At 66.9% G+C, this 23,118-nt stretch carries 21 protein-coding genes; 12 read left to right on the forward strand and 9 right to left on the reverse strand.

Annotated features, from left to right (window positions below; translation table 11 throughout):
* The first annotated feature begins 54 nt into the window (after positions 1 to 54).
* Both AC1DR6_RS04455 and AC1DR6_RS04460 read left to right on the forward strand, forming a co-directional pair.
* Positions 55 to 993 carry a sugar kinase gene (locus AC1DR6_RS04455; protein WP_476827984.1) on the forward strand — a complete coding sequence of 313 codons (939 nt, stop codon included), beginning with the start codon at positions 55 to 57 and terminating at the stop codon, positions 991 to 993.
* Positions 993 to 1,853: a TIGR01459 family HAD-type hydrolase gene (locus AC1DR6_RS04460; RefSeq protein ID WP_476827985.1), complete on the forward strand. Its 861-nt coding sequence runs from the start codon at positions 993 to 995 to the stop codon at positions 1,851 to 1,853. Before AC1DR6_RS04455 ends, AC1DR6_RS04460 begins: the two co-directional genes overlap by 1 nt.
* Here AC1DR6_RS04460 and AC1DR6_RS04465 read toward each other — a convergent pair whose 3' ends face one another.
* Positions 1,854 to 4,226, reverse strand: a complete 2,373-nt coding sequence (locus AC1DR6_RS04465; RefSeq protein ID WP_476827986.1) for a hypothetical protein — start codon at positions 4,224 to 4,226, stop codon at positions 1,854 to 1,856.
* 43 nt (positions 4,227 to 4,269) lie between these two features.
* A complete protein-coding gene (gene ribA, locus AC1DR6_RS04470; protein WP_476827987.1) occupies positions 4,270 to 5,397 on the reverse strand; it encodes a GTP cyclohydrolase II RibA in 1,128 nt (375 codons plus the stop codon).
* Positions 5,398 to 5,638: 241 nt separating this feature from the next.
* Here ribA and AC1DR6_RS04475 point away from each other — a divergent pair, with 241 nt between their 5' ends.
* The gene (locus AC1DR6_RS04475) at positions 5,639 to 6,223 is read left to right on the forward strand and encodes a cytochrome b (RefSeq protein WP_476827988.1); all 585 of its coding nucleotides are present in this window, start codon (positions 5,639 to 5,641) and stop codon (positions 6,221 to 6,223) included.
* Here AC1DR6_RS04475 and AC1DR6_RS04480 read toward each other — a convergent pair.
* Genes AC1DR6_RS04480 through AC1DR6_RS04495 form a run of 4 tightly spaced genes read right to left on the reverse strand, consistent with a single transcriptional unit; the run spans position 6,220 to position 9,453 of the window.
* Entirely contained in the window at positions 6,220 to 7,059 is an 840-nt protein-coding gene (locus AC1DR6_RS04480; RefSeq protein ID WP_476827989.1) for a class I SAM-dependent methyltransferase, read from the reverse strand. The two genes, AC1DR6_RS04475 and AC1DR6_RS04480, sit on opposite strands and share 4 nt — an antisense overlap.
* Positions 7,059 to 8,120 (reverse strand): glycosyltransferase family 4 protein, encoded by a 1,062-nt coding sequence (locus AC1DR6_RS04485; protein WP_476827990.1) that lies wholly within the window; start codon positions 8,118 to 8,120, stop codon positions 7,059 to 7,061. The genes AC1DR6_RS04480 and AC1DR6_RS04485 overlap by 1 nt, the downstream gene beginning before the upstream one ends.
* On the reverse strand, positions 8,117 to 8,518 hold the full coding sequence (locus tag AC1DR6_RS04490; RefSeq protein ID WP_476827991.1) for a 6-pyruvoyl trahydropterin synthase family protein: 402 nt from the start codon (positions 8,516 to 8,518) through the stop codon (positions 8,117 to 8,119). The genes AC1DR6_RS04485 and AC1DR6_RS04490 overlap by 4 nt, the downstream gene beginning before the upstream one ends.
* Positions 8,519 to 8,532: 14 nt before the next feature.
* Positions 8,533 to 9,453 (reverse strand): zinc-dependent alcohol dehydrogenase, encoded by a 921-nt coding sequence (locus tag AC1DR6_RS04495; protein ID WP_476827992.1) that lies wholly within the window; start codon positions 9,451 to 9,453, stop codon positions 8,533 to 8,535.
* Positions 9,454 to 9,594: 141 nt separating this feature from the next.
* Between AC1DR6_RS04495 and mdoH the strand changes: the two genes are divergently transcribed.
* From mdoH to AC1DR6_RS04520, 5 genes are all read left to right on the forward strand, one after another.
* The gene (gene mdoH / locus AC1DR6_RS04500; protein ID WP_476827993.1) at positions 9,595 to 11,454 is read left to right on the forward strand and encodes a glucans biosynthesis glucosyltransferase MdoH; all 1,860 of its coding nucleotides are present in this window, start codon (positions 9,595 to 9,597) and stop codon (positions 11,452 to 11,454) included.
* A gap of 122 nt (positions 11,455 to 11,576) precedes the next feature.
* Positions 11,577 to 12,551 (forward strand): hypothetical protein, encoded by a 975-nt coding sequence (locus AC1DR6_RS04505; RefSeq protein ID WP_476827994.1) that lies wholly within the window; start codon positions 11,577 to 11,579, stop codon positions 12,549 to 12,551.
* A 226-nt stretch (positions 12,552 to 12,777) separates the two neighbouring features.
* Positions 12,778 to 13,557: a 2-oxo-tetronate isomerase gene (otnI, locus tag AC1DR6_RS04510; RefSeq protein WP_476827995.1), complete on the forward strand. Its 780-nt coding sequence runs from the start codon at positions 12,778 to 12,780 to the stop codon at positions 13,555 to 13,557.
* Positions 13,557 to 14,561, forward strand: coding sequence for a glucokinase (locus tag AC1DR6_RS04515; RefSeq protein ID WP_476827996.1), 1,005 nt, complete (start codon positions 13,557 to 13,559; stop codon positions 14,559 to 14,561). The genes otnI and AC1DR6_RS04515 overlap by 1 nt, the downstream gene beginning before the upstream one ends.
* 38 nt (positions 14,562 to 14,599) lie before the next feature.
* Positions 14,600 to 15,646, forward strand: coding sequence for an acyltransferase family protein (locus AC1DR6_RS04520; RefSeq protein ID WP_476827997.1), 1,047 nt, complete (start codon positions 14,600 to 14,602; stop codon positions 15,644 to 15,646).
* Here AC1DR6_RS04520 and AC1DR6_RS04525 read toward each other — a convergent pair.
* Entirely contained in the window at positions 15,643 to 15,987 is a 345-nt protein-coding gene (locus AC1DR6_RS04525; protein WP_476827998.1) for a hypothetical protein, read from the reverse strand. The genes AC1DR6_RS04520 and AC1DR6_RS04525 overlap by 4 nt on opposite strands.
* A 130-nt stretch (positions 15,988 to 16,117) precedes the next feature.
* Between AC1DR6_RS04525 and AC1DR6_RS04530 the strand changes: the two genes are divergently transcribed.
* Positions 16,118 to 17,926 (forward strand): ABC-F family ATP-binding cassette domain-containing protein, encoded by a 1,809-nt coding sequence (locus AC1DR6_RS04530; RefSeq protein ID WP_476827999.1) that lies wholly within the window; start codon positions 16,118 to 16,120, stop codon positions 17,924 to 17,926.
* A gap of 167 nt (positions 17,927 to 18,093) precedes the next feature.
* Positions 18,094 to 18,840, forward strand: coding sequence for a glucose 1-dehydrogenase (locus tag AC1DR6_RS04535; RefSeq protein ID WP_476828000.1), 747 nt, complete (start codon positions 18,094 to 18,096; stop codon positions 18,838 to 18,840).
* A gap of 185 nt (positions 18,841 to 19,025) precedes the next feature.
* On the opposite strand, the gene AC1DR6_RS04540 is transcribed toward AC1DR6_RS04535, so the two are convergent.
* The gene (locus tag AC1DR6_RS04540) at positions 19,026 to 19,922 is read right to left on the reverse strand and encodes a metallophosphoesterase family protein (protein ID WP_476828432.1); all 897 of its coding nucleotides are present in this window, start codon (positions 19,920 to 19,922) and stop codon (positions 19,026 to 19,028) included.
* Positions 19,923 to 20,264: 342 nt separating this feature from the next.
* On the opposite strand from AC1DR6_RS04540, the gene AC1DR6_RS04545 reads away from it, so the two are divergent.
* Positions 20,265 to 20,753 carry an NUDIX domain-containing protein gene (locus AC1DR6_RS04545; RefSeq protein WP_476828001.1) on the forward strand — a complete coding sequence of 163 codons (489 nt, stop codon included), beginning with the start codon at positions 20,265 to 20,267 and terminating at the stop codon, positions 20,751 to 20,753.
* Positions 20,754 to 20,780: 27 nt separating this feature from the next.
* On the opposite strand, the gene AC1DR6_RS04550 is transcribed toward AC1DR6_RS04545, so the two are convergent.
* Entirely contained in the window at positions 20,781 to 22,322 is a 1,542-nt protein-coding gene (locus tag AC1DR6_RS04550) for a lyase family protein (RefSeq protein ID WP_476828002.1), read from the reverse strand.
* Between the two features lie 289 nt (positions 22,323 to 22,611).
* On the opposite strand from AC1DR6_RS04550, the gene AC1DR6_RS04555 reads away from it, so the two are divergent.
* A complete protein-coding gene (locus AC1DR6_RS04555) occupies positions 22,612 to 23,112 on the forward strand; it encodes a GNAT family N-acetyltransferase (protein WP_476828003.1) in 501 nt (166 codons plus the stop codon).
* The last annotated feature ends 6 nt before the right edge of the window (positions 23,113 to 23,118 follow it).

The raw sequence follows: 23,118 nt of genomic DNA on the forward strand, positions 1-23,118 counted from the left end.
TTTAGGAAGGCGCTGCCTCGACGCGCCCGCGCCATTTCAATGGTTTTAAATCCCGTGACCGACAGCCACTACGATCTCCTTTGCCTCGGCGAGCCGCTCGGCGAATTCAATGCGACCCGGGCCGAATCCGGCACCTTTCAGTTCGGCCATGGCGGCGACACCTCGAACTGCGCGGTCGCCGCAGTGCGGCTGGGACTCTCGGTCGGTTACATCGGTGCGCTCGGAGACGACAGCGCGGGGCATTCGCTGCGCGCGATGTGGCAGCGCGAGGGGGTCGATGCGCGCCATGTCTCGACCCATTCCAGCGCGCCGACCGGGCTTTATTTCGTCGAGCATGGCCTGTCCGGCCACGTTTTCTCCTATCTCAGGGCGGGCTCCGCAGCGAGCCTGTACGGGCCTCGCGACCTGCCGGAAGAGGCGATCCGTTCCGCGCGGATCATCCAGGCTTCGGGCATCAGCCAGGCGATTTCGGCGGCGGCCTGCGACGCCGTGTTCTCCGCGTTCGAGATCGCGCGGAAAGCCGGCGTCGTCACCGCCTACGACACCAATCTTCGCCTGAAGCTGTGGCCGCTGACGCGGGCCCGCGCGATCATCCACGCGACCTGCGCGATGTCCGATATCGTCCTGCCGGGCCTGGACGATGCCGCCCAGCTCACCGGGCTGAACGACCCCGACCGGATCGTCGATTTCTATCTCGGGCTTGGCGCGCGCGTCGTGGCGCTGACTTTGGGGGCAGAGGGCTCGCTGGTCGCAACGCCGGTCAAGCGCGAGCGCTTCCGGCCGATCAAGGTCGATGCCATCGACGCCACCGGGGCCGGCGACTGCTATGACGGCGCCTTTCTGGCCGAATACCTGCGCACCGGCGATGCCTTTGCCGCGGGTGCCTATGCCAACGTCGCCGCCGCTCTCTCGACGCAAGGGTACGGGGCGGTCGCTCCGCTGCCGCGCCGTGCCGATGTCGAGGCCCGTATCGCCGCCGAGGCGAAGCGCTGATGGCCGTTCCCATCCTGAAGCAGGCCGGCGAACTGCTCGCCCGCTACGACGTGCTGATCAGCGATGTCTGGGGCGTCGTGCATGACGGCCTCTGGGCGCTCGAACCTGCCTGCACGGCCCTGACGGCCTTTCGCGCCAAGGGCGGGGCCGTCGTTCTGCTTTCCAACGCGCCTGGGCCATCCCAGCAAATCGCGGGAGTGCTCGATGCCAAGCGTGTGCCCCGCCAGGCCTGGGACCGGCTCGTAACCTCCGGCGACGTCACGCGGGCGCTGGTGGCTGAAAGCCATCAGAAGCGTGTGTTCCACATTGGCTGGCAGAGCGATCGCTCGGTGTTCGAAGGTCTCGGCGTCGAGCTTGTCGATGCGGCCTCGGCCGATCTCGTCGTCGCGACCGAGCTCAACGATTACCGGACAGAGACGCCGGAGCAATACCGGCCGCTGCTGGAGGGCTTCGCCGCGCGCGGCCTGCCGTTCATCTGCGGCAATCCCGATCTCGTCGTGCATGTCGGCGAGGATCTGCTGCCCTGCGCCGGGGCGCTGGCGACGATCTATGAGGAGCTTGGCGGCGCGGTCGCCTGGGCAGGCAAGCCCTATCGGCCGGCCTATGACCTGGCACTGGCGGCTGCGACGGCATTGCGCGACGGCCGGCCGGTCGATCCTGCCAAGGTGCTGGTCATCGGCGACGCGGTGCGGACCGATCTGGCGGGGGCACGGTTGATGGGTTTCGACAGCCTGTTCATCGCAGGCGGCATTCACCGCGACGAGACGATGCGCGGCGGAGAGGTCGATCCAGACGGGCTCGCCAAGGTGCTTGCGGAGCAGGACGTTCAGCCGGTTGCCGCGATGGCGGGGCTGGCCTGATCAGCCTTTCGGTGCCGCCGCGCGGTGCGAGCCGAGCTGCGCGACCACGTCTCGCCACAACCCTTGCAGGGGCCGGAACACGAAGCGCACGCTCGAACGGCCGGGCGGAACCGCCACGGCGCGGAACAGCACATTGGCGCGCAGAAGCTCGGCCGGTTTGCCGTCGACCTCGACTTCCCACCAATGATGCCAGACATCGTTGAGCACGACATAGCCTCCGCGCGGCGCGTCCACGGCGAGCGCGATCTCCGTCGTGCCGTAATCGCGGATCGCGACGGAGCCCGCGCCGTTCGGGCCTGTCGGTAAGGCGGGCGCGGCGCGGTCGAGCAGCACCGTGCGGCGCGGATCGAAGCCTTCCGGCCAGCGGCCGTTCGTCAGGATCGCGTCGAAATCGGCCGTCTGCGCTTCGGGCACGAGCATCACCCGTGGCAGGGCGCGCGGGTTCTCATAGACATAGGCGTCCTTGGTGCGGGCGATCTGCGTCAGGTCGCCGGGCTTCAACGTTTTGTCGATCTGCTCGACGGGAACGCCGGTCGCGATGAACCGCAGGCCCAGCATGTCGGCAAGCAGCGAGCGATAGCCCGGCATCAGGGCCGAGAATTTGCGCTGGTCCGGAAGCGCGACCTGATCCTCGGCACCCGTCGCCTTGGAGTACAGGCCGAGGCGGAGGGGATTGTAACCCAGCGTGTTGTCGAGGTGATGGACGAGGCTGGCATTGGGCCAATGGAAATCGATCGCCGCGAGTTCGATCCGATCGCGGCGGTCCGGCGCGGCGGTGCGGGCGGTCTCCTGCTTCAGCAGCGCGATGGTGTCGTTGGGCGTGTCCTTGCGAAGGACGTCGAACATTGCCGAGGGCAGCGCCGTCGATTCGCTTGGGCCATTGTTGACCGAGAGATCCACCGTCATCGTCGCGGCCAGCACGATCGCTGCCGCCATGGCCGAACCGCGTCGCGCCAAGCCGTGAGCCGCGATGAAGGCGCCGATGGTCAGCACGCCGCAGAGCAGAGCGGTCAGCAGCGGAACCAGCGCGACATGGATGCGCCCGACGCTCCAGGCCAGCCAGAGCGCTGTGACCAACGCGCCCGCGAAGATCAGGACTTCGAGGGAGCGCTGCCAGCGTTTTGCCTTTGGAGCCTCTCCCGTGAGCACGAGGTGGGTCAGATACCCGCCGAGGATCGCCAGAAGCGCGCCCAGGATAAACAGCGCATCGGCGGGCCGGCGGTAGAAATCAATGCCGGGAAGCGCGAAAAGCAGGCGAAAGCCCGGCGTGTAGCGGCCAAGCGCGAAGATCAGCACGATCACGGCGGCAAGGCTGAGCGCGACGATTTCGCGACGCCATAATCCGCCGCGAACCAGGCCGATCGTCAGGATCAGGCCCATCGGCAGCAGTCCGAGATAGAGCTGGCTCATGTTGCGGGCCAGGAACAGTTCAAGCGGGCCGAAGCGCGCTTCCCAGGCCGGGCTCGGTGCGCCCCAGAAATCGGCAAGCGGGCCTGCCGCTCCGTAGAGGTTGGCGATGAGCCCGGTCAGTAGCGCGGCAGGGTGGAGCGATCCCTTGCCGGCCTCGACGAAGTCGATCACCGGCCGGTTGGATTCCTGCGCGATGAAAAGGGTCAGCAGGATCGGCACCCCCGCCACCAGAATGCCGCCGAGCGCCCCGGCGAGCAGAGGCGGCAGGCTCGAACGGAAGGCCCGCCAAGGGTTGCGCGCCATCCCGATCGCTGCGGCGACAAGTCCGGCCAGCACATAGACGCCGAGCAGCGCAACCTGATCGCGCCCCAGGACCATGAAGCCGGCGACCACGCCGGCCGCGAAGCCATAGCCCGGCGAACGCCGCTCCAAAGCACGGGCGATGAGCGCCAATGCGATGGCAAAGTAGCCGAGGCTCAGCACCTGCCCGATGTGCTGGATGCGCCAGGCCGCCGCGGCCCCGAAAGCGAAAGCGAGCGCGGCCACGACCGCGCCGGCCGGATGCCAGTCACGGTCCCGGAACATGACCACGATGGCGAGCGCGCCAACCAGCAAGGTGCCGAGCGCTGCTCCGTCGAAGAGGCGAAAGCCAGGGTCGGAATCGAGGGCCGCGACCAATGCGTAGGGCGGCGAGAAGATGAGCGACTGGGGATCGGCGACCTGTGGCAGACCCGAAAAGACATAGGGCGTCCAGAAGGGCGAGAGGCCCTGATGCCAGGTCGAGGCCAGAAACTGGAGCTGCGGATAAAAGTGCGCCTTGGCATCCCACGGGATGGTGACCGCGCCCGACAGCCACGGCCAGGACAGGCAGAGCCAGCTCGCGCAAACGACCGCCACCACAGCCGCCATCGGCCAGCTTTTGGCCGATCCGTCAGGACGGTTTTCGAGCTCGGGTGTCGCCATCGGGCTGACCTGTCCGAAAAGAGGACGCCGGTCAATCGGCCGATCAGTCCTTCGGCGCCGCCCGCGCCATCAGGGCTTCCATGTCGATGATGTGCCCGGCACGATCCCGCTTGGACGCGAGATAGCGCACATTATGAACCGTGGGACGGCCCAGCACGCGCTGGCTCGACGCGACGGCGAGACCGGCGGCCTCCATGGCCCCGATTTTCTGCGGGTTGTTGGTCAGCGCGATAACATTCGACACACCGAGCCGCTTCAGCATCGTCGCGGCGAAATCGAAATGACGCTGGTCGAGGTCGAAGCCCAGCACCTCGTCGGCGTCATACGTATCCCAGCCCTGGCTCTGGAGCTTATAGGCGCGCATCTTGTTGGAGATGCCGTTTCCGCGGCCCTCCTGATCGAGATAGAGCAGCATTCCGCCTTCGTTTTCAGCCATCCAGCGCACGGTCTCGCGCAACTGGTCGCCGCAATCGCATTTAAGCGATCCGAACAGGTCGCCAGTCAGGCAGGCCGAATGCAGGCGGACCGGCACAGCCTTCGACAGATCCGGCTTGCCGACGACGACCGCCACCTGATCGCGCAGGCCTTCGCCACCGCGGAAGACGATGAATTCGGTTTCGGGCGCGCCCTCCAAAGGGACGGGCGCACGGCCGACGATCTTGAGCGTTGCGGCCTGGGCGGCGCGATATCCCCCAATGGCGGCAATATCGATCTCGACCAAGGGTTCGCCGGCGATCTGTTCGGCTGAAACATGCACGATCACGACAGCGGGCAGGACCAGCGACAACCGGGCGATTTCGATCGCCGCATCGTCCAGCGGCAGGGCAGGGGCCACCGGCGCGTCCATCTTGGCGTCGAGCTTGAGTGCCAGCGTCTCGACACGGTCTAGGTCGATCTTCGGGAGCGCGAAGATCCCAGCTTCCTGCCGCCCCTTCGCCCCGAGACGGCGCAGCCGCGCGCCTGTCAGGACGAGATGCGCGCCACCTGAGGCGAGATCGTCCAGCCGCGCGACCAGATCGGGATCAGCGAGCTCTGCGGAGAGAGCAAGCGCGAGGTTTTGACCATCGCGCAGCAGCACCGGGCGGCCCGCCCGGAATTCGGAGATGGCGCGATCCACCTTGACGATATCGGCCTCACCGGAGAGGCCCAGAAGACTACGCGACTCAGGCATGGAGAAATCCATCACGACAGGCCGTCCGGCCTAGGAAGGTCTCAGATACGTCCGGCAAGACATATAGGATCACCTACCGCACCCCGCCACCAACGCCGTCGATATCTCGCGAGTTCCGTTTAGGTCAGCCAACCAGCCTGAGCGGATGCCTTTGGAGACAAGGTCCGCATAGGATGGCAGGATTGAACATGGCATGAATGGCGTAGCAGGCCGCTGAGGTGGACCCCGGCACGGAGATGTCATGAAAGAACCAGCGCCCGTCGCGGGGCTAAACTATAGCGCGACCGCGCGTTGGCTGCATTGGCTCACGGCAGCCGGCGTGCTGGTGATGCTGCCGCTCGGACTGGCGATGACCTATCGCGGCAATACGCTCGATCTCTGGGACGGCCTCACCGAGGCGCTCTACAGCACGCACAAGCTGCTCGGCTTCTTGCTGCTGTGGTTGATGGCCGGGCGACTGCTGTACCGGATCATGCATGGCGTGCCGCCAGACGAGCCGGGTTTGGCGCCGCCCCAGCGTTTCGCTGCCCATCTGGTGCATTGGCTGCTCTACGGGTTGCTCATCGTCGTGCCGATGCTCGGCTGGATCGGTGTCTCGCTGTTTCCGGCGAGGGAGGTCTTCGGGCTTTTCAGCCTGCCGTCGCTTGCCGCGCCGGATGAGGTCGCGGCCGCGCGAGTGCTCGGATTGCACGGCACGCTCGCGCTGATCACCGGGGGGCTCGTCGGTCTGCACGTCGCGGCAGCCCTGTATCACCGTTTCGTCCGCCGCGATGGCGTGCTGCGGCGGATGTGGCCGAAGGCGGACGCCGCTTCGCGCCGCGCCTAGACGGGCCGCGCCCACAGGTCATGATGGCCGATCAACGCGGATGTGGCTTGGCGGCGTGAGGCGAGCCAGTCCGCAAGCAGGGCCTGATCGAGATGGCCGGTCTCGGTCGCGGCGTCGACGATGCCTTGGGCCAACATCTCGCGCAGCGCGGGCTGACGTTCGTCGACCAGCCATGCGCTGTCGCCGGTCGAGACGGCGAAGCCGGATTTGCGGAAGGCCTCCGCCATCAGATCGCAAGCGTCCGAGCCCGCAGCCGGGCCGAAACCCTTGTCGCCATGCTGATGATGGCGAAAAGCGGCATGGACGCCGGCATCGGCCCGGTGGGCCGGCTTCCAATGTTCGCGCCCATCGTAGTTCAGGGCGGCATAAAGCGGCAGCTTCAGGCTGGTCAGCACCGCCACGAAACGCTCGATCCAGCGCTTCGACACCAGGTCGAACAGTGCCGCGGCCGTGACGAGATCCGGCTGCCAGCCGAGGACCCATTCCAGATCCTTGGCGAGATCGACCTGGCGGGTATCCACCGTGATGACCTTGCCGTCCTTGCTCAGGACCAGCTCCTCGCCCTGCTCGCGCGCCTCGTCCGCCCATTCCGTCAGGCGGGTGCGAGCGTGGCCGAGCAATGCGGAATCATAGTCGACCAGGGTCCAGTGCTGGCGATCCGGCAGGGCCGAGAAGGAGCCACGCAGATTGGAACCGGCCCCGCAGCCAAGATCGAGCACGGACATCGACGGCTTGGCCGCAAAATGTGCACCGACCGCGCTCAACACCTGCGGATTGCGCGCCGCGTGGTCTACCGGCTCGCGCAGAGCAAGCCAATCCGGAGAAAACCCAGTCATCAATCCATCCCTCGGCCGCTACCGAGGCAAGCCTCTGCAACGGTTCGCGCCGTATCTTGCCAGTGCGGAAGCGCAGCCGCTCCCGCCCAGGCTGCGTCCGCCCGCTCGCGGCGTTCGGACGGCGCATCAATCAGCCTTGCTAGGGCCTTGGCAAGTGCCGGTGCGTCAGCAGGCTCGATCTTGAGCGCCGCATCGTCCGGCAGCGCATCGGCTCCGGCGCCGCTGCGGGTGCAGATAATCGGCAGCCCACGGGCCAAGGCTTCGGTCAAGACCATGCCGTAGCCTTCATAGAACGAGGGCATGACGAAGATGTCGGCAGCGGCATAGAGAGCGCCCAGCCTCTCCTCGTCGACGGCGCCGAGCAGCGCGATGCGATCGGCCAGCCCGGCATTGGCGATGGAATGCTTGAGCGCCTGTGCCGTCTCCGGCGCATAATCCTGCGAGCCTGCGATCGTCAGTCGCCAGGGCCGGTCATCGATGTCCGCCAACGCGGTGATGAGGACGTCGTAGCCCTTGCGCGGAATGACGGAGCCGACGGCGAGGAGCCGCACGGGTCGCTCATTCAGGCGCGGCTGGGTTCGCGAGGCCGGGTCGGTTCCGGGCAGAGCGACCGTTATGATCCCGGCAGCGACGCCAAAATCCTGCACCAAAAGGTCCCGGGTCGGGGGGCTGGTCACGACCACGGCGCGCACACGGCGCAGGGCCTGTCTTTCGCTGAGCCGCAGGGCGGCGGCGGTTTCAGGGCCAAGGCCTGTTTCCAGCGCTAACGGATGGTGCACCAGCGCAACGATCCTCGCACCGAAGCGGCGCGCCAGCGCCTCGGGGAAAGCCCCGAAGGCGAGGCCGTCGACCAGAAGCACCTCGTCATCGCCAGCGGACGCCAACAGGCGCTCGGTCATGGCGATATCGCTTGCGGTGGGAAACGGAAAGCCGGCGGGCAAGGCGATATGGCGCGCCGCGATCCCCGCTGCCTTCCACTCGCGCAGGAGGCGCCGGTCATAGCCATAGCCACCACTGGGCAGATCGATATCGCCGGGGATCGCGAACGCGATCCTGCTCACGCGAGCGCACTTTCGTAGGTCGCGCGGGCGAGGTCGGTCTCGTGCAGCGTCACGCGGATGCGGGCGAGGCCTGTGCCGTCCGCACCGAGCGCGCCCGAATGCGCGGCGGCGGCCATCGCATCGAAGATGTGTTTGCAGAGGAATTCGGTGGTCGTCAGCACCCCCGCGAATTGTGGGAGGACGTCGAGGTTCTGGTAGTTCAGCGGCTTCAGCGTCTTCGACAGAATATCGAGCGCGGCCCCGATATCGACGACCACGTTCTGCCGGTTGAGCTGCTCGCGAAAGAAGGCCACGTCAACCACGAACGTCGCGCCGTGCATCGCCTGTGCCGGGCCGAAAAAAGGATCGGGCAGGGAATGGCCGATCATGATGCGGTCACGGACCTCGACGGAAAACATGGTGGGCTCCTGAGCTAATTCGGGTCGCTATAACGGATTGCGGCGGTCAAGGCGCGCGATTCCGGTGCGAGGATTTGCGGCAGGCGGGCCGGCGCGTCTTCGAAGGCGATGTCCTCGCTGATCAGGGCGTCCAGCCGGGGGTCTGTGAGGAGCGACAATGCGGCCTGGGTGCGTCTCGCGTAGTCCCAGCGCGGCCGGCGCGAAGGCGCGATCATGCCGACCTGAGAGGAGACGAGCTGAAGGCGTCGCGCGTGGAAAGCACCGCCGAGGCAAGCGGGCACCTCGCCCTCGCCATACCAGCTCAGCTCGACGATGCGGGCCTCGATCCCGGCGCAGCCTATGGCGGTGGCCAAGCCGGCAGCGCTAGCGCTGGCGTGAAAAACAAGGTCGGCATCCAGGGGCGCTTCGTCCGGCGAGGCGAAGCCGAAGCCGAGATGCTCCGCGATCTCTCTCCGCGAGGGTTCGACATCGACCAGCGTCACGCGCGCACCGGGCAGCCTGCCGGCCAGCCAGGCCACGAGGAGGCCGAGCACGCCGCCGCCGACGACCACGATCGTGTCGGCCGGTCCGGAGGCAGCGTCCCAATGTGCGTTGAGCGCGGTTTCCATGTTGGCGGTGAGGATGGCGCGGCGCGGCGGCACATCCTTTGGGATCAGCGTGAGCGCGCAACGCTGCACGACGAACCGGTCCTGATGCGGATGCAGGCAGAAGACATCGCGGCCGAGCAGGTCGGCCGGGCCTTGTTCGACACGGCCCACGGCGCAGTAGCCGTATTTCACCGGGAACGGAAAATCGCCTTCCTGAAAGGGCGCACGCATGCGCTCATGTTCGGAAGCAGGCACGCGACCCTCGAAGACCAGCCGCTCGGTGCCGCGGCTGACGCCGCTCCATTGCGTGGCGACCAAACAATCGTCGCCAGCCGGCGGAAGCAGCATCTGCTCATTCAGATTGCATTCACGGGGCGCTGTATACCACAACGCACGGGCCGAAATCCGTGCTTCATCCGTGATTGCCGGCTGCTTTTCCCGCGCCATCGCGTCCGATCTCTCCCGTCCGAGCCTGTCTGCCGCCGAGCCATGAGCGACACCGTCACCAACCAGCGCGCTGCTCCGACCACGTTCGTGGTCCCGGCGCAAGCGGATGGGCCCATCGGCCTCACGCCCGCCGGTATCCAGAGCGTTGCGCAGCTGCGTCGTCGCCGGCTGGTCGTGCTTGGGCTGAACCTCGTGACGCTGGGCGCGCTGCTCGCTGGACTGGCTCATGTGTTGGGGGCAGGGGGGTGGAGCGTGGCGGATGTCGTCATCTTCGTAGCCTTCCTGTTCGGCGCGCCCTGGACGGTGCTCGGTTTCTGGAACGCGGCGATCGGGCTGTGGTTGCTGCATGCTCGCCGTGACGGCCTCGACGATGTCGCCCCCTTCGCCGGAACGGCCCCGGAGGCGCAGCCGCTGGCGCTTCGCACGGCGGTGCTCATGACGCTGCGAAACGAAGACCCGGCGCGGGCCTTCCGGCGCCTGCGCGTCGTCAAGCAGAGCCTGGATGCGACGGGCGAGGGCGTATGGTTCGACTATTTCGTGCTCTCCGACAGTAGCGATCCGCAGGTTGCGGCGGCCGAGGAAGCGCTGGCTGCGGCCTGGGCGCGCGAAATCGGCGAGCCGGCACGGCTGACCTATCGCCGCCGCAGCGACAATGCCGGGTTCAAGGCCGGCAATGTGCGCGATTTCTGCGAGCGCTGGGGCAATCGCTACGAGTTGATGCTGCCGCTCGATGCCGACAGCGTGATGGCCGGCGACACCATCCTGTCGATGGCGCGGATGATGCAGGCTCATCCGAAGCTCGGCATCCTGCAGAGCCTCGTCGTCGGCATGCCGAGCCGCTCGGCCTTCGCGCGAATCTTCCAGTTCGGGATGCGCCAGGGCATGCGGCCTTACACGATGGGCTCGGCCTGGTGGGGCGGCGATTGCGGGCCGTTCTGGGGTCATAACGCGCTGGTGCGCGTGGCGCCCTTCCGCGAGCATTGTCATTTGCCGGTGCTGGCGGGTAAAGCGCCGTTGGGCGGGGCGATCCTGAGCCACGACCAGGTCGAAGCGGTGCTGATGCGGCGGGCCGGTTACGAGGTGCGCGTGCTGCCCGTCGAGGCCGGGAGCTGGGAAGAAAACCCGCCGACGCTGCTCGACTACGTCAAGCGCGACCTGCGCTGGTGCCTCGGCAATCTGCAATATCTCAAGCTGATGACGCTGCCCGGCCTGAAGCCGATGAGCCGTTTCCAGCTGGCCTGGGCCGTGCTGATGTTCCTCGGCCTGCCGGCCTGGACGTTGATGATCGCGCTGCTGCCGCTGAAGGTCATGCAGGATACCGGCATCGTCGGTTATCCTGCCGGGGCTGCCATCGGGCTCTACCTTGCCTTTCTGGCGATGTATCTGTCGCCGAAACTGGCGGGCTTCATCGACATCCTGCTGAGCCGGGGCGCGGTCGCACGTTACGGGGGCCTGCTGCGCTTCCTGGCCTCGATGGCGGTCGAGATCGTCTTTGCCCTCCTGCAAGGCGGGGTCTCGTCGTTCCGGACGACGCTCTTCATGCTGGGGCTCGTGTTCGGCCGGGTGCGAATTGGCTGGAACGGGCAGGCGCGCGATGCCCACGCTCTCTCCTTCGTCACGGCTTTCGCAGGCTTGTGGCCGCATCTGCTGTTTGGGGCCTATCTTTTCGTGACGCTTGCCGTGCTGTCGCCCTCGGTGCTGCTCTGGTCGCTGCCGATGACGGCGGGCTATGTGCTGGCGATCCCGTTTGCCATGGTCACCGCGCTGCCGCGGCTTGGTGCCTGGCTTGAAGGGCGTGGGCTCTGCGGCATCCCCGAGGATTTCGAGACGCCGCCGGTGCTGGCTGCCATCGCCGATGTCGACGAGCGGCCCGCATCATCTGCACTGTCGAAGGCGGCGTGAGCGCGGTCTCGGGTTGCGCCCGCACCTTGCCTTGCGCCATTTCAACCGACCAAGGCTGTCAACCAACCAAGCCTCTCCACCGACCAAGCCTGTCAACCGATGACGAACGGGACCGACCAGCGATGATCGTTTCGCGCCTCAGCGCCGCCGCCCTTTTCCTTTGCCTCGGCCTTGTCGGCCGGGCTTTCGCCGCAGGTGACGTTGCGGTCGAGGTCAAGAACGAATCCGAGCCGGTCGCCTGCGCCGAGAAGGACAACGTGACCATCAAGGCTGTCTCGCCCGAGGTTCGGCGCTTCCAGATCGAGGCGGCGCATCCGGCCTATGCCGCCGGCCTCGTGCGCGACAATTGGGATGCCGACTGGGCCAATTGCGACATGAAGGGCGACCCTTCCTTCGCCGCGCCGACACCCCCGCGCCGCGTGACCTTCTGGGAGAGTATCGACTACTGGCTGGTGGGCTACACCTTTCCGACGTTCTGGCGCCCGGCCGACACGACCTTCCGCGTCGGCGACCGGGTCGAGAAGGGGCTGCATCTCGTGCAGCTCTGGAAGCTCGGCAAGGACAAATCCTATGAGGTGCTCGTCGTTTATCCGCAGGATGGCTACTGGCGCGCCCGGCCGATGCCCCCTCAAACGCTTGGCTTCAACTCCTATGGCTCATCGTTTCTGTTCGGGCCGATCGAGCAGGAGGGACGCCCTGTCGTGAACATCAAGGAGATCGAGTTCGATCCCAAGACGACCTCGTTCAAGATGCATTACAAGGACGGCAACACCGGCACGCTGACCCTTTCCAGCGTCGACGAGAACCGGATGGTGCTGGACGCCGTGCTCGACCGGCCCGTCGCGGAGGGCAAGGGCTTCGTCGCGTTGCGCTCGATGTACGTCACCGAGTTCAACAACGACGTCGCGCGCATCGCCATCCGCGAGCCCGGCGCCAAGGGCTGGCGCGAGGAGCCGCTGATGCCGTTCCAGGGCGGCAAGGCGACCGACATCTGGATGGGACGCACCGGCTATTCCCGCCACAATACCTCCTCGCCCGACATGGTGTTCCGGCATTTTTCCGCCGATGCGAGCCCTCCTCAGCCGGAGAAGAAATAGCGTCCGTCACTGCGAGACCTCGGGTCTTGCCTTCGGCAAGCCCAAGGACGGGCTCCGCGCAGCAATCCAGGGGGACGCAGAGTGCGGCCGCCCTGGTTGCGTCGTTGCTGCGCTCCTCGCATTGACGGAGCGGCGGAACGTCTCGGCATCGCTTCGCGTTGCCGCATGACGTGGGCGGCGTGACGCGCTAGCCTGCGCCATCGACACCACGACGCTTGAGACGCTCATGCCGCGCTTTGCCGCCAATCTCTCGATGATGTTCACCGAATGGGACTTCCTCGACCGCTTCCAAGCTGCGTCGGAGGCCGGCTTCGAGGCGGTCGAATTTCTGTTTCCCTACGAGCATACGCCTGAGCAGATCGGGCTGGCGCTTGCCGGCGGAGAGCTCGAACAGGCGCTGTTCAATCTGCCGCCGGGTGATTGGGCCAAGGGGGAGCGCGGCATCGCCGCTCTGCCGGGCCGGGAGGCCGAGTTTCGCGCCTCGATCGACCAGGCGCTGCCCTATGCCAACGAGACCGGCGTCAAGCGGCTGCATATGATGGCCGGCATCGCCGATCCCAGCGATTCGACCGCCGAGAAAACCTATCGCGAATCGCTGGCCTACGCCGCCGACAAGCTTGGCGAGCACGGCATCGACCTGCTGCTGGAGCCGATCAACGGCAAGGACATGCCGGGTTATTTCCTCAACGATTTCGACAGGGCCGCGCGCTACATCCGGGAGGCCGGCCGGCCGAACGTCAAGCTGCAGTTCGACATGTATCATTGCGAGCTGATCCACGGGGACGTGCCGGGCAAGCTGCAGGCGCTGTATCCGCTCGTCGGTCATGTCCAGATCGCGCGCGGCAACGGCCGCCACGAGCCCGATGCGTCGGGCCCGGATTACCCCAAACTGTTCGCCGAGCTCGACGGGCTCGGCTATGGCGGCTTTGTCGGCTGCGAGTATCGGCCAGAGCACGGCACACTCGAAGGGCTCGGCTGGTTTTCGCCGTGGCGAAAGGCGCTCTGATGCGCCCCCCTTCCATCGCCTACCCGGTCCTGATCGCCGATATCGGCGGCACGAATTGCCGGCTTTCGCTGGTCGAGGAGGCCGAGCAGCCGCATCGCCATCTGGCGCGAATCGGCACCGGCAGCTTCAGAACGGCGGAAGAAGCCTTCGAGAGCGTCATGGGGACGCTGCCGGAACGGCCGCGTTCGGCGGTGCTCGCCGTCGCCGGGCCGCTCGACGGGCGTACCGCGCGGTTGACCAATGCGAGCTGGGATTTCGACGGCCCCCACATCGCCGAAGCTCTCAAACTGAATCAGGGGCTTTTGGTCAATGATTTCGAGGCGTTGGCGGCCTCTCTTGCCGTTCTGAATCCGGCCGATGTCGAAACGTTGGTGCCGGGTGAACTCGAGCCCGGAGGGGTGCGCCTCGTGCTCGGTCCGGGGACGGGCTTTGGCGCCTCGGCACTGCTGACGCATGGCGAGCGCGGCTTCCTGGTGCCGACCGAATGCGGGCATATCGGCATCGGGCCGGAGGATCCCAACGAACAGCGAATCTGGCCGGCTCTGGCGGCGAGCCATCCGCGCGTCACGGTCGAGACCCTCCTCAGCGGCGACGGGCTCGTGCGCCTTCACAAGGCGGTCGTTGCGACGTCGGGCATGCTGGAGCCGGAGGTCAGCGCTGCCGATATCAGCCGGCTCGCGCTCGATGGGGACCCTGCCGCCCTGATGACGGTGGTCTGCTTCTGGCGGCTGCTGGCGCGCGTCGCCGGTGATCTCGCGCTCGCCTTCAAGGCGACGGGCGGGGTTTATATCGCGGGAGGGATCGCGCCGCATCTGCTGCCGCTGGCCGACCGCGGGACGATCGCCACCGTCTTCACCGCCAAGCCGCCGATGCAGGACTTGATGTCGCGCATGCCCCTGCACGTCATCACCGCGCATGATGCGGCCGAACAGGGGCTGGCGGCGATTGCCGCCAATCTGCCGCGCTTCGGCCTCGACGATCCCAAGCGGTTGTGGTTTGGCTGAGCACTCGTCGCCAGCCACCGTCCGAAACGATCCTCCGCGTGCAGCCCCTCTACGCCATTCAGGTTCTGCGCGCGCTCGCGGCCTTGATGGTCGCGGTCCACCACGTCCAGCCTGATGCTGCGGTGGTCGCGCAGGCGGAGGGGCTGCCGTTCCAGCGCATCGATTGGCTGCCCTGGATGGCGGGCGTCGATATCTTCTTCGTCGTCTCCGGCTTCATCATGGTCCATGCCTCGCAGGATCTGTTCGGGCGGGAGGGGGCCGCCGGGCTGTTCCTGAAGCGGCGGCTGGCGCGGATCGTGCCGCTGTACTGGGCGGTGACGAGCGCTTTCCTGTTCGTGGCGCTGATCTCACCCTCGGTGCTCAACTCCGGCACGCCGACCCTCGCTCAGATCGTCGGCTCCTATCTGTTCTGGCCGATGGTTTCGACACAGGACGTGGTGCAGCCGGTCTATTCGCTCGGCTGGACGCTGAACTACGAAATGCTGTTCTACGTCCTGTTCGCGGCTTGCCTGCTGCTGCCGGCGCGCTGGACGCTGGCGGTCGTGGCGGCGCTGCTGGCAGTGCTGGTCGCAGGCGAGCGCCTGGCAGGGCCCCTGCCGCTGCCCTTCGGTTTCTGGGGCCAGCCGATCGTTCTGGAGTTCGCCGCCGGCATGGGCATCGCCGTGCTGCGTCGAAGCGGCCTGCGGCTGCAGGGCGGAGCGCGGCTGCTGGTGGCTGCCTCCGGTCTCGCGATTCTCTATGCGGCCGCTCACGGAGCGGCCGGCGAAGACGTCTGGAGCGCTGTGCTCTGGAACGGGTCGGCGGCCGTGCTCCTCGTGCTGGCAGCATCCTGCGGGCACGAGGGCATCGTGTCGCCAGCACCGGTCCGCGCCCTCGCGGCGGTCGGCGACGCCTCTTACGCCCTGTATTTGGTGCACCCCTTCGTCATCCGTGGAATGAGAGAGGTTGCGTCGCGAGCCGGGCTGGCCTCGCCCACGCTTTACATTGCGACTGCGCTGCTTGGCGCCATTGTGGCCGCGCTGCTGATCCACCGGCGGTTCGAGCGACCGATGACGCGGGCCATGCGACGCTGGCTCGGCGGCTAGTCGAGCTTCATGCCCTTCAGCGACTGCCCGACGACACCGTTGTCCCGCCGCCGCTGCACGCGCTTGCTCTTGATCGTCTCGACATGCTCGGCTTGCGGGAAATAACCTCGCTCCATGATCTCGAGCGAATATTCCTCATAGGTCAGGCCGAGGGCCTCGGCGTTTTCCTGCCGCCTGAGTGCGATGTCGCGCGGCTTCTTCCAGGCTTTGCGGTGTGCAATTCGCCAGTCGAAGCCGCGCCCAATGGCGGCGGAACCCGGCGTCGAGCGCCGGCGCGGCTCCTTCATCGAGGGCCCACCATTATGGCCGATGCCGATGGGTCGCTTTCGGGGTGAGGGCATGCCGGCTTCCGAGGCTAAAGGTCGGGTCAGGATAAGGCTGCGGGAGCGACTCGCAAGCCGCGAGTCGATCGCGCGGCGTGACAGCGGCGCCGGCCCGGTCTATCCCGCTCGCCTGTTCACAGGACACATCATGGCCCCTTTGCTGCATCTGCGCGACGTCGCGCTTACCTTTGGCGGACAGCCCTTGCTTGAGGCCGCCGAGATCGCGGTGTCGGCGGGCGAGCGCGTCTGCCTCGTCGGGCGCAACGGGTCTGGAAAATCGACGCTGCTCAAGATCGCCGCCGGTCTTGTCGATCCGGACCATGCCGAGCGCTTCGTCCAGCCGGGCTCGACCATCCGCTATCTGCCGCAGGAGCCGGACTTCACCGGCTACAAGACGTCGCTGGCCTATGTCGAGGCCGGCCTGGGACCGGGCGACGACGCGTATCGCGCGCAATACCTGATCGACGAACTCGGTCTGACCGGCGAGGAGGACCCCGCCACCATGTCGGGCGGCGAATCGCGCCGGACCGCACTTGCGCGCGTGCTGGCGCCAGAACCGGATATCCTGCTGCTCGACGAGCCGACCAACCATCTCGACCTGCCCGTGATCGAATGGCTGGAGCAGGAGCTCAAATCGCTGCGCTCGGCCATGGTTCTCATCAGCCATGACAGGCGGTTCCTGACCTCGCTCTCGCGGGCGACAGTCTGGCTCGATCGCGGCGTGACGCGGCGGATGGACAAAGGATTCGGGGAGTTCGAGGCCTGGCGCGACGAAGTGCTGGCGCAAGAAGAGCTCGACCGGCACAAGCTCGACCGCAAGATCGCCCGCGAGGAGGACTGGCTGCGTTACGGCGTCAGCGCGCGGCGCACGCGCAATCAGCGCCGGCTGGGCGACCTGCATGCGCTGCGCGACCAGCGCCGCACGGCGCGCGGCGCCACCGGAAACGTCAAACTGGAAGCAAGCGAAGCCCAGACTTCCGGCAAGCTGGTGATCGAGGCGATCGACATCTCCAAGGCCTATGGCGACAACGCCGTGGTCAAGAATCTCTCGCTGCGGATGGCGCGCGGCGACCGGATCGGCATCGTCGGGCCCAATGGCGCCGGCAAGACCACTCTGATCAACCTGCTGACGGGCGCGCTCAAGCCCGATTCCGGCAAGGTGAAGCTCGGCACGGCGCTGGAAATGGTGACGCTCGACCAGCGCCGCGAAAGCCTTGATCCCGCGACGCCGCTGGGCGACGCGCTGACCGGCGGCGGCTCCGATCAGGTGATGGTCGGCGGCACTCCGCGCCATGTCATCGCCTATATGAAGGACTTCCTGTTCCAGCCGCTGCAACGGGGCACCGCCGTCGGCGCGCTTTCGGGCGGCGAGCGGGGACGTTTGATGCTGGCCCGCGCCCTGGCGAAACCCTCCAACCTCCTGGTGCTGGACGAGCCGACAAACGATCTCGACCTCGAAACGCTGGACCTGCTCCAGGAACTGCTGGCCGATTATCAGGGCACCGTGCTGCTGGTGAGCCACGACCGCGATTTCATCGACCGCGTCGTCTCCTCCGTGCTGATCTCGGACGGCGACGGCGTCTGGACCGAGTTCGCCGGCGGCTATACCGACATGCTGAGGCAGCGCGGTCGCGGCGTCGGCGCAAAGGCGCGGGTCGTCGATAAGCCAGTGACGGGTACATCGAAGCCCACGACATCGCCGGCTGCTGCCGCGACCTCCAAGCGGAAGATGTCGTTCAATGAAAAGCACGCGCTCGAGACGCTGCCCAAGACCATCGAGGCGCTGCAGACGGAAGCGGGCAAGCTCAACGCCGCGATGGCGGGCGACCTCTACACGCGCGACCCGAAGCTCTTCGCCAAGGCGACCGCGCGGCTGGAGGCGGTTTCGCGCGAGATCGCCGAGGCCGAAGGCCGTTGGATGGAGCTGGAGATGCTGCGCGAGGAGCTGGGGGCGTAGGTCATCGCGTACAAGGAACCTTCTCCCGGAGGGAGAGGGGCAGGGTGAGGGGTTCTACCTTACGGCTTCCCGCGTGATCCTCGCATCCGCCTCGGCGCGAAAGCGCATTTACCGCCGCGCCCAATCTCTTCAAACATCGTGGTCAACGCGATCAGGAGGAGACGAGCATGAGACTCAAGGGCAAGAGCGCGCTGGTGACCGGTGGAGCGCAGGGCTTCGGGCTCGGTATCGCGCAAGCCTTTCTCCGGGAGGGCGCACGGGTGGCGGTGCTCGACATCAATGGCGAGAAGGCGGAGCAGGCGGCGGAAGCGCTGGGCGAAGGCGCGATTGCGGTAACCTGCGATGTCGGCCGGGCCCAGAGTGTCGACAGCGCGGTGGCGGAGGTGCTGGGCGCCTTCGGGAAGCTCGACATCGTCGTCAACAACGCCGGCATCAGCCATCGCAACCAGCCGATGCTGGACGTGACGGAGGAGGAGTTCGACCGCGTCTTCACCGTCAACGTGAAGTCGATCTATCTGATGGCCAAGGCGACCGTGCCGCAGTTCCGCAAGCAGGGCGGTGGGGTGATCCTGAATATCGGCTCCACGGCGGGCCTTCGTCCACGCCCGGGCCTGGCCTGGTATAACGGCTCGAAAGGTGCGGTGAACCTGCTCTCGAAATCGATGGCGGTGGAACTGGCGCCGGAGCGAATCCGGGTCAATGCCATCGCGCCCGTTGCCGGGGAGACGCCGCTGCTCGCAACCTTCATGGGCGAGGACACGCCGGAAAAGCGGGCGCAGTTCCGTGCCTCGATTCCCTGGGGCCGGCTCTCGACACCCCAGGATATGGGTCACGCCGCCGTCTTCCTCTGCTCGGACGAGGCGGAAATGGTGACGGGGACGGTGCTGACCGTCGATGGCGGTCGCTGCATCTAAGGCGCCCGCCAGCCTGCCGGCGCGGCCATCTGACGAGGCGGTCTGCGCTTCCGGTGCTCACGGACGAAAGTCCGCTCCGCTCCGGTTCTCGACCGCCACGCCAGCTGGCTCACGCCGACAACCTGTCGGCCACCTTAGACCGTCGATCTCGGGGCCGGACTCACGGTTTGAAGCTGCACGTTGGCTCAGCCGAGCCGCTCGCCGATCAGCGCGATCTCCTGTCGGCGCACCACCATCCCGGCGAGGTCGCAGCCGCGCTGGTCCAGCGTGATGCGCGGTGCCTTGGCATCTCCTGCGATGCGGAAAAGATGCCAGGTCGCAAGTTCGCCATGGCCGAGCGGGCCGATCGAGGCCGAGGGCACGCCGACGATCGGGAAATCATGCTCCGGCCCCGGCCGCCAGGCGAGCGAGAAGGTGTGGTTGTGGCCGTGCAGAACGAGGTCCGCCCCCTTCAGCCGCAGCATCGTTTCGAAGCGCTCGGCATCGACCAGCTCGCGCGAGCGGCGCGCGCCGCCGACATAGGGCGGGTGATGGATCAGCACGACCCGAATCAGGTTCTCGGTGCGGGCACGGTCGAGCAAAGCGGCGGTACGTGCCGTCTGGTCGCGGCCGACGCGGCCGGTCGCCATCAGCGGCAGGGTCGGGACCGCGCTGCTGACGCCGATCAACGCGACAGGGCCGCGACGGCGATACCAGGGATAGCCCGCCCCGCCATCGTCGCTGCCGCTCCAGGGAGCCAGCAACTCGGCCAGCGCCTTCAGCGAGGAGCGAGCATAGGCGTCATGGTTGCCCGGAACGAAGCTGACCGTCTCGCGCGCTCCCAGTGTGTCGAGGAAGGCGACGGCGGTCTTGAACTCGTTGGGCAGGCCGATATGGGAGACGTCGCCGGTGCAGGCGATGTGGTCTGGCGCCTGAGCGTGGATATCGGCAACGATCCGCGCCAGGGCATTCATGTCGTGGGCGTGCCGGCGCTTGCGGCGCCAGTTGATGTAGCCCGTGGCACGCTTGCCGAGCAGCTGATGCAGAGAGAACCCCGCAAGGGGGCCCAAATGCGGATCGGACAGGTGCGCGAGCGTGAACACACTCAAGCGCTTGCCTGCCCAGAAGCCCACCCGTCAAGCGCGCAAATCGGCGCGGGGCGTGCCCGGAGCGGCAACGCTCAGTTGGCGGCGCCGGTCAATTCCGACACGATACGGGAATCGGTCATGGTGACGGCCGGCTTCCAGACGTAAGCGGGCTTGGCCCGGAGGCGCGCGATGATGAACGAGAGCAACATGGTAGTAATCCCCAGCGATAAGCCAGCGATATCTGCCTCATTTGAGGCGCGTTTGTGACAGGACGACGGCTCATCCGCCGGGTCCGCCATGCGTCATTTGCATAGACAATTAATCGGCTGTTGAGAATCGTGGATGGGGGAAGCCGACATGCAGCAGGAGTCCGAGGTGGGCCGAACGTTTTGGCAGCGCAGCCTGACCCGGCTGCTGCATCTTTATTTCCGCTTCGCGCGTGGCATGACGCTCGGCGTGCGTGTCGTCGCCATCCGCGAGGGCCGCGAGGTGCTGCTGCTGCGCCACACCTATGTCGAGGGCTGGCATTTTCCCGGTGGCGGCGTCGAGGTCGGGCAGACCCTGCAGGAGGCCGCCATCCGCGAGCTGATGGAGGAAGCCGCCATCGCTCCCGCCGGACCTCTTGCGCTGCACGGCATTTTCTTCAATCGCGGAATGTCGCGGCGGGACCATGTCGCGGTTTTCGTGCTGCGGGACTTCACGGTGACAGGCGTCAAGCAGCCCGATCGCGAGATCGCCGAGATCGGCTTCTTTCCGCTCGACGCCTTGCCCGCCGGCACGACGGCCGCGACCCGCCGCCGTCTTCAGGAGATCGCAGCGGGAGACGCGCCTTCCGCTGATTGGTAATGAGCTGCCAGGCCGCAGCTTTGCCCCTCAGGGCTGCGCCGCCAGCTTCGCGAAATCGGTGTCGAGCCTGGCGAGCCCCTCAGTGATGCGCTGGCGCTTGTCCTTGATCCAGCCATCCTGCGCGTCGAGCCGCTGCCGGGCATCCGTCAGCATCCGGTCCATCTCGGCAGGCTGCGGCCCGCCCGAGGTCGCGCGGTTCCTGACGATGGCGACAGGGTCCAGCGTCGCGCGGAACTCGGCCTCGCTCATCGGCAGCTCGGCCGGCGTGAGCTGCATCTCCGCCGCAGCCTTGCGATAGATCACTTGGGCCTGTGCATAGGGGAAATCGGTCGGCTTGATGTCGTTGGCCTTGGCGTAGTCGACGACCTCGGATGCGAAATGGTGCCCGGCGCGGAAGGGCAGCTTGTATGTGCGCATCAGCACATCGGCGAGCTCCTGCGACGCCGTCCAGTCGCTGTTGAGTTCTTCCAATGCGCGCTGCGGATCGATGACCAGCGCCTTCAGGATACGGTCGAGCCGCTGCAGCGTGCGCGTGCCGGCATCGACCATGGCGCTGTTGGCCTTGGCGTCCTTGGCGTCGGGCAAGCCGGGCGGCAGATTGTGGGCCTTGAAGATCGGGCCCGTGGCCAGCGCCAGCGCTTCCGAGGCCTCTTCGCGCGTGCTGTTGAGCAGGCCGGGATTGCGCTTCTGCGGCATGGCGCTGGAAACGTAGGTCGTGCCGCCGCCGGTCATGCCGCCTTCGTCGCGCAGCAGGATCCAGGGGCGGGCCTGCGCGTATTGCGTCATTACGTCCTGGATGAAGCCGCCGGTGTGCAACGCGATGCTGGTGACGATGGAGCCCGCCTCCACGGGCAGGTCGGCGGCGGCGATCTGGGAGGCGTCGTAGGCGTTGTCAACGAGGCCGGAAAAGCCGAGATAGCCGGCCATGCGCTTGCGGTCGAGCGGCCAGCTCGTACCGTTGAGGACGGTGGTGCCCATCGGCGAGAGATCGACGCGGGCATAGGTCTCGCGGATGCGCTGGGCGTCTCGGTCGAAGCCGGCGACGAGGCCGAGCAGATAGTGCCCGTAGCTGTTGGGCTGGGCCGCGACCCCATTGGTGTAGTTCGGCACGACCGTGTCGCGATGCGTCGCGGCAAGCTCGACCATGGTGCGCGTCGTCTTGTTCAGCTGGTCGGCCAGCGCCAGCAGGCGGTCGCGCATGATCGCGGCGCGGTAGGTCGCGTGCATGTCCTGGCTGGAGCGGCCGGCATGGATCAACGTGACCTCGACTCCGGCCTCCTTGATCATCAACGGCTCGAAGGTGATGACCGTCGAGGGGCGCTTGGCGCCGGGCTGGTTGCCAGCTTCGATGACCCTTGCGATGCCCGCCGCGATCCTGGGGGCAAGCGCCTTGTCGAGCAGGCCTGCCTCACTGTTGATGACGGTGCTCGCCTTGTTCATCTCGCCAAGCCAGAAGAACTCGTCGCGTGGCGGCGGCTTGCGCTCTGCCGCCGGTTGCTCCGCGGCCGCGGGCAGTGCGCAACTCGCGACCAATGCCGCGAGCCCCACTCGCATCAGCTTCCTCGTCATGCGCTTCCTCCTATGGCTGAAGCCGGCCGATCTTGCGTGCCTGCGCGGCGGTTCTCGTCTGTTCCGGTTCAAGCAAGTTGAGACCATGCGGGCGGCGGCGGCAAGCCGGAGAGGCCTTGCGAAGGAAGCGATGGACGCAGCCGAAGAGCTCTGTTACAGGCGCGCTCCATGAGCGACCTGCACAGCCCGAGCGACCTGCGACGACCGACGCGCTGAATGCGCCTCTCAGGTCCGTGCGCCCGCGCGCCGGCCTTCGTCCTTTCCGCTGCCGCTGTGCTCTCCGGTTGCCATGACATCCCTGCCCTTGACCATTCGCCACGAGCTCCCCGTGGATCAGGCCGCTATCGAGCGGCTGCATGAACGCGCATTCGGACCCGGCCGTTTCGCCCGCACGGCGTTCCGCCTGCGAGAGGGCGTGGCGCCGGACCCGGCGCTGTCCTTCGCTGCCCATGTCGGGACGTTTCTGGTCGGCTCGATCAAGGTGACGCCGGTCGGGGCGGGAGGCTATCCGGCGTTGATGCTGGGGCCGCTGACGGTCGACCCCGCCTTCGAGGGCCGGGGCATCGGAGCTGCGCTGATGAATCGCTCGATCGATGCCGCGCGCGAGGCGGGGCATCACCTCATCCTTTTGGTCGGGGACGCGGCCTATTATGCGCGCTTTGGTTTCAAGGTCGTGCCACCGGGTCAGCTGGTCCTGCCCGGACCGGCTGACCCGGCGCGCTTTCTGGCGCTGGAGTTGGTCGAAGGAATCCTGGCGCAGCGCCGGGGGGCGGTGGCATCGGCGCGTTGAAGGACC

It is taken from the genome of Allobosea sp. P5_A5, assembly GCF_056400625.1.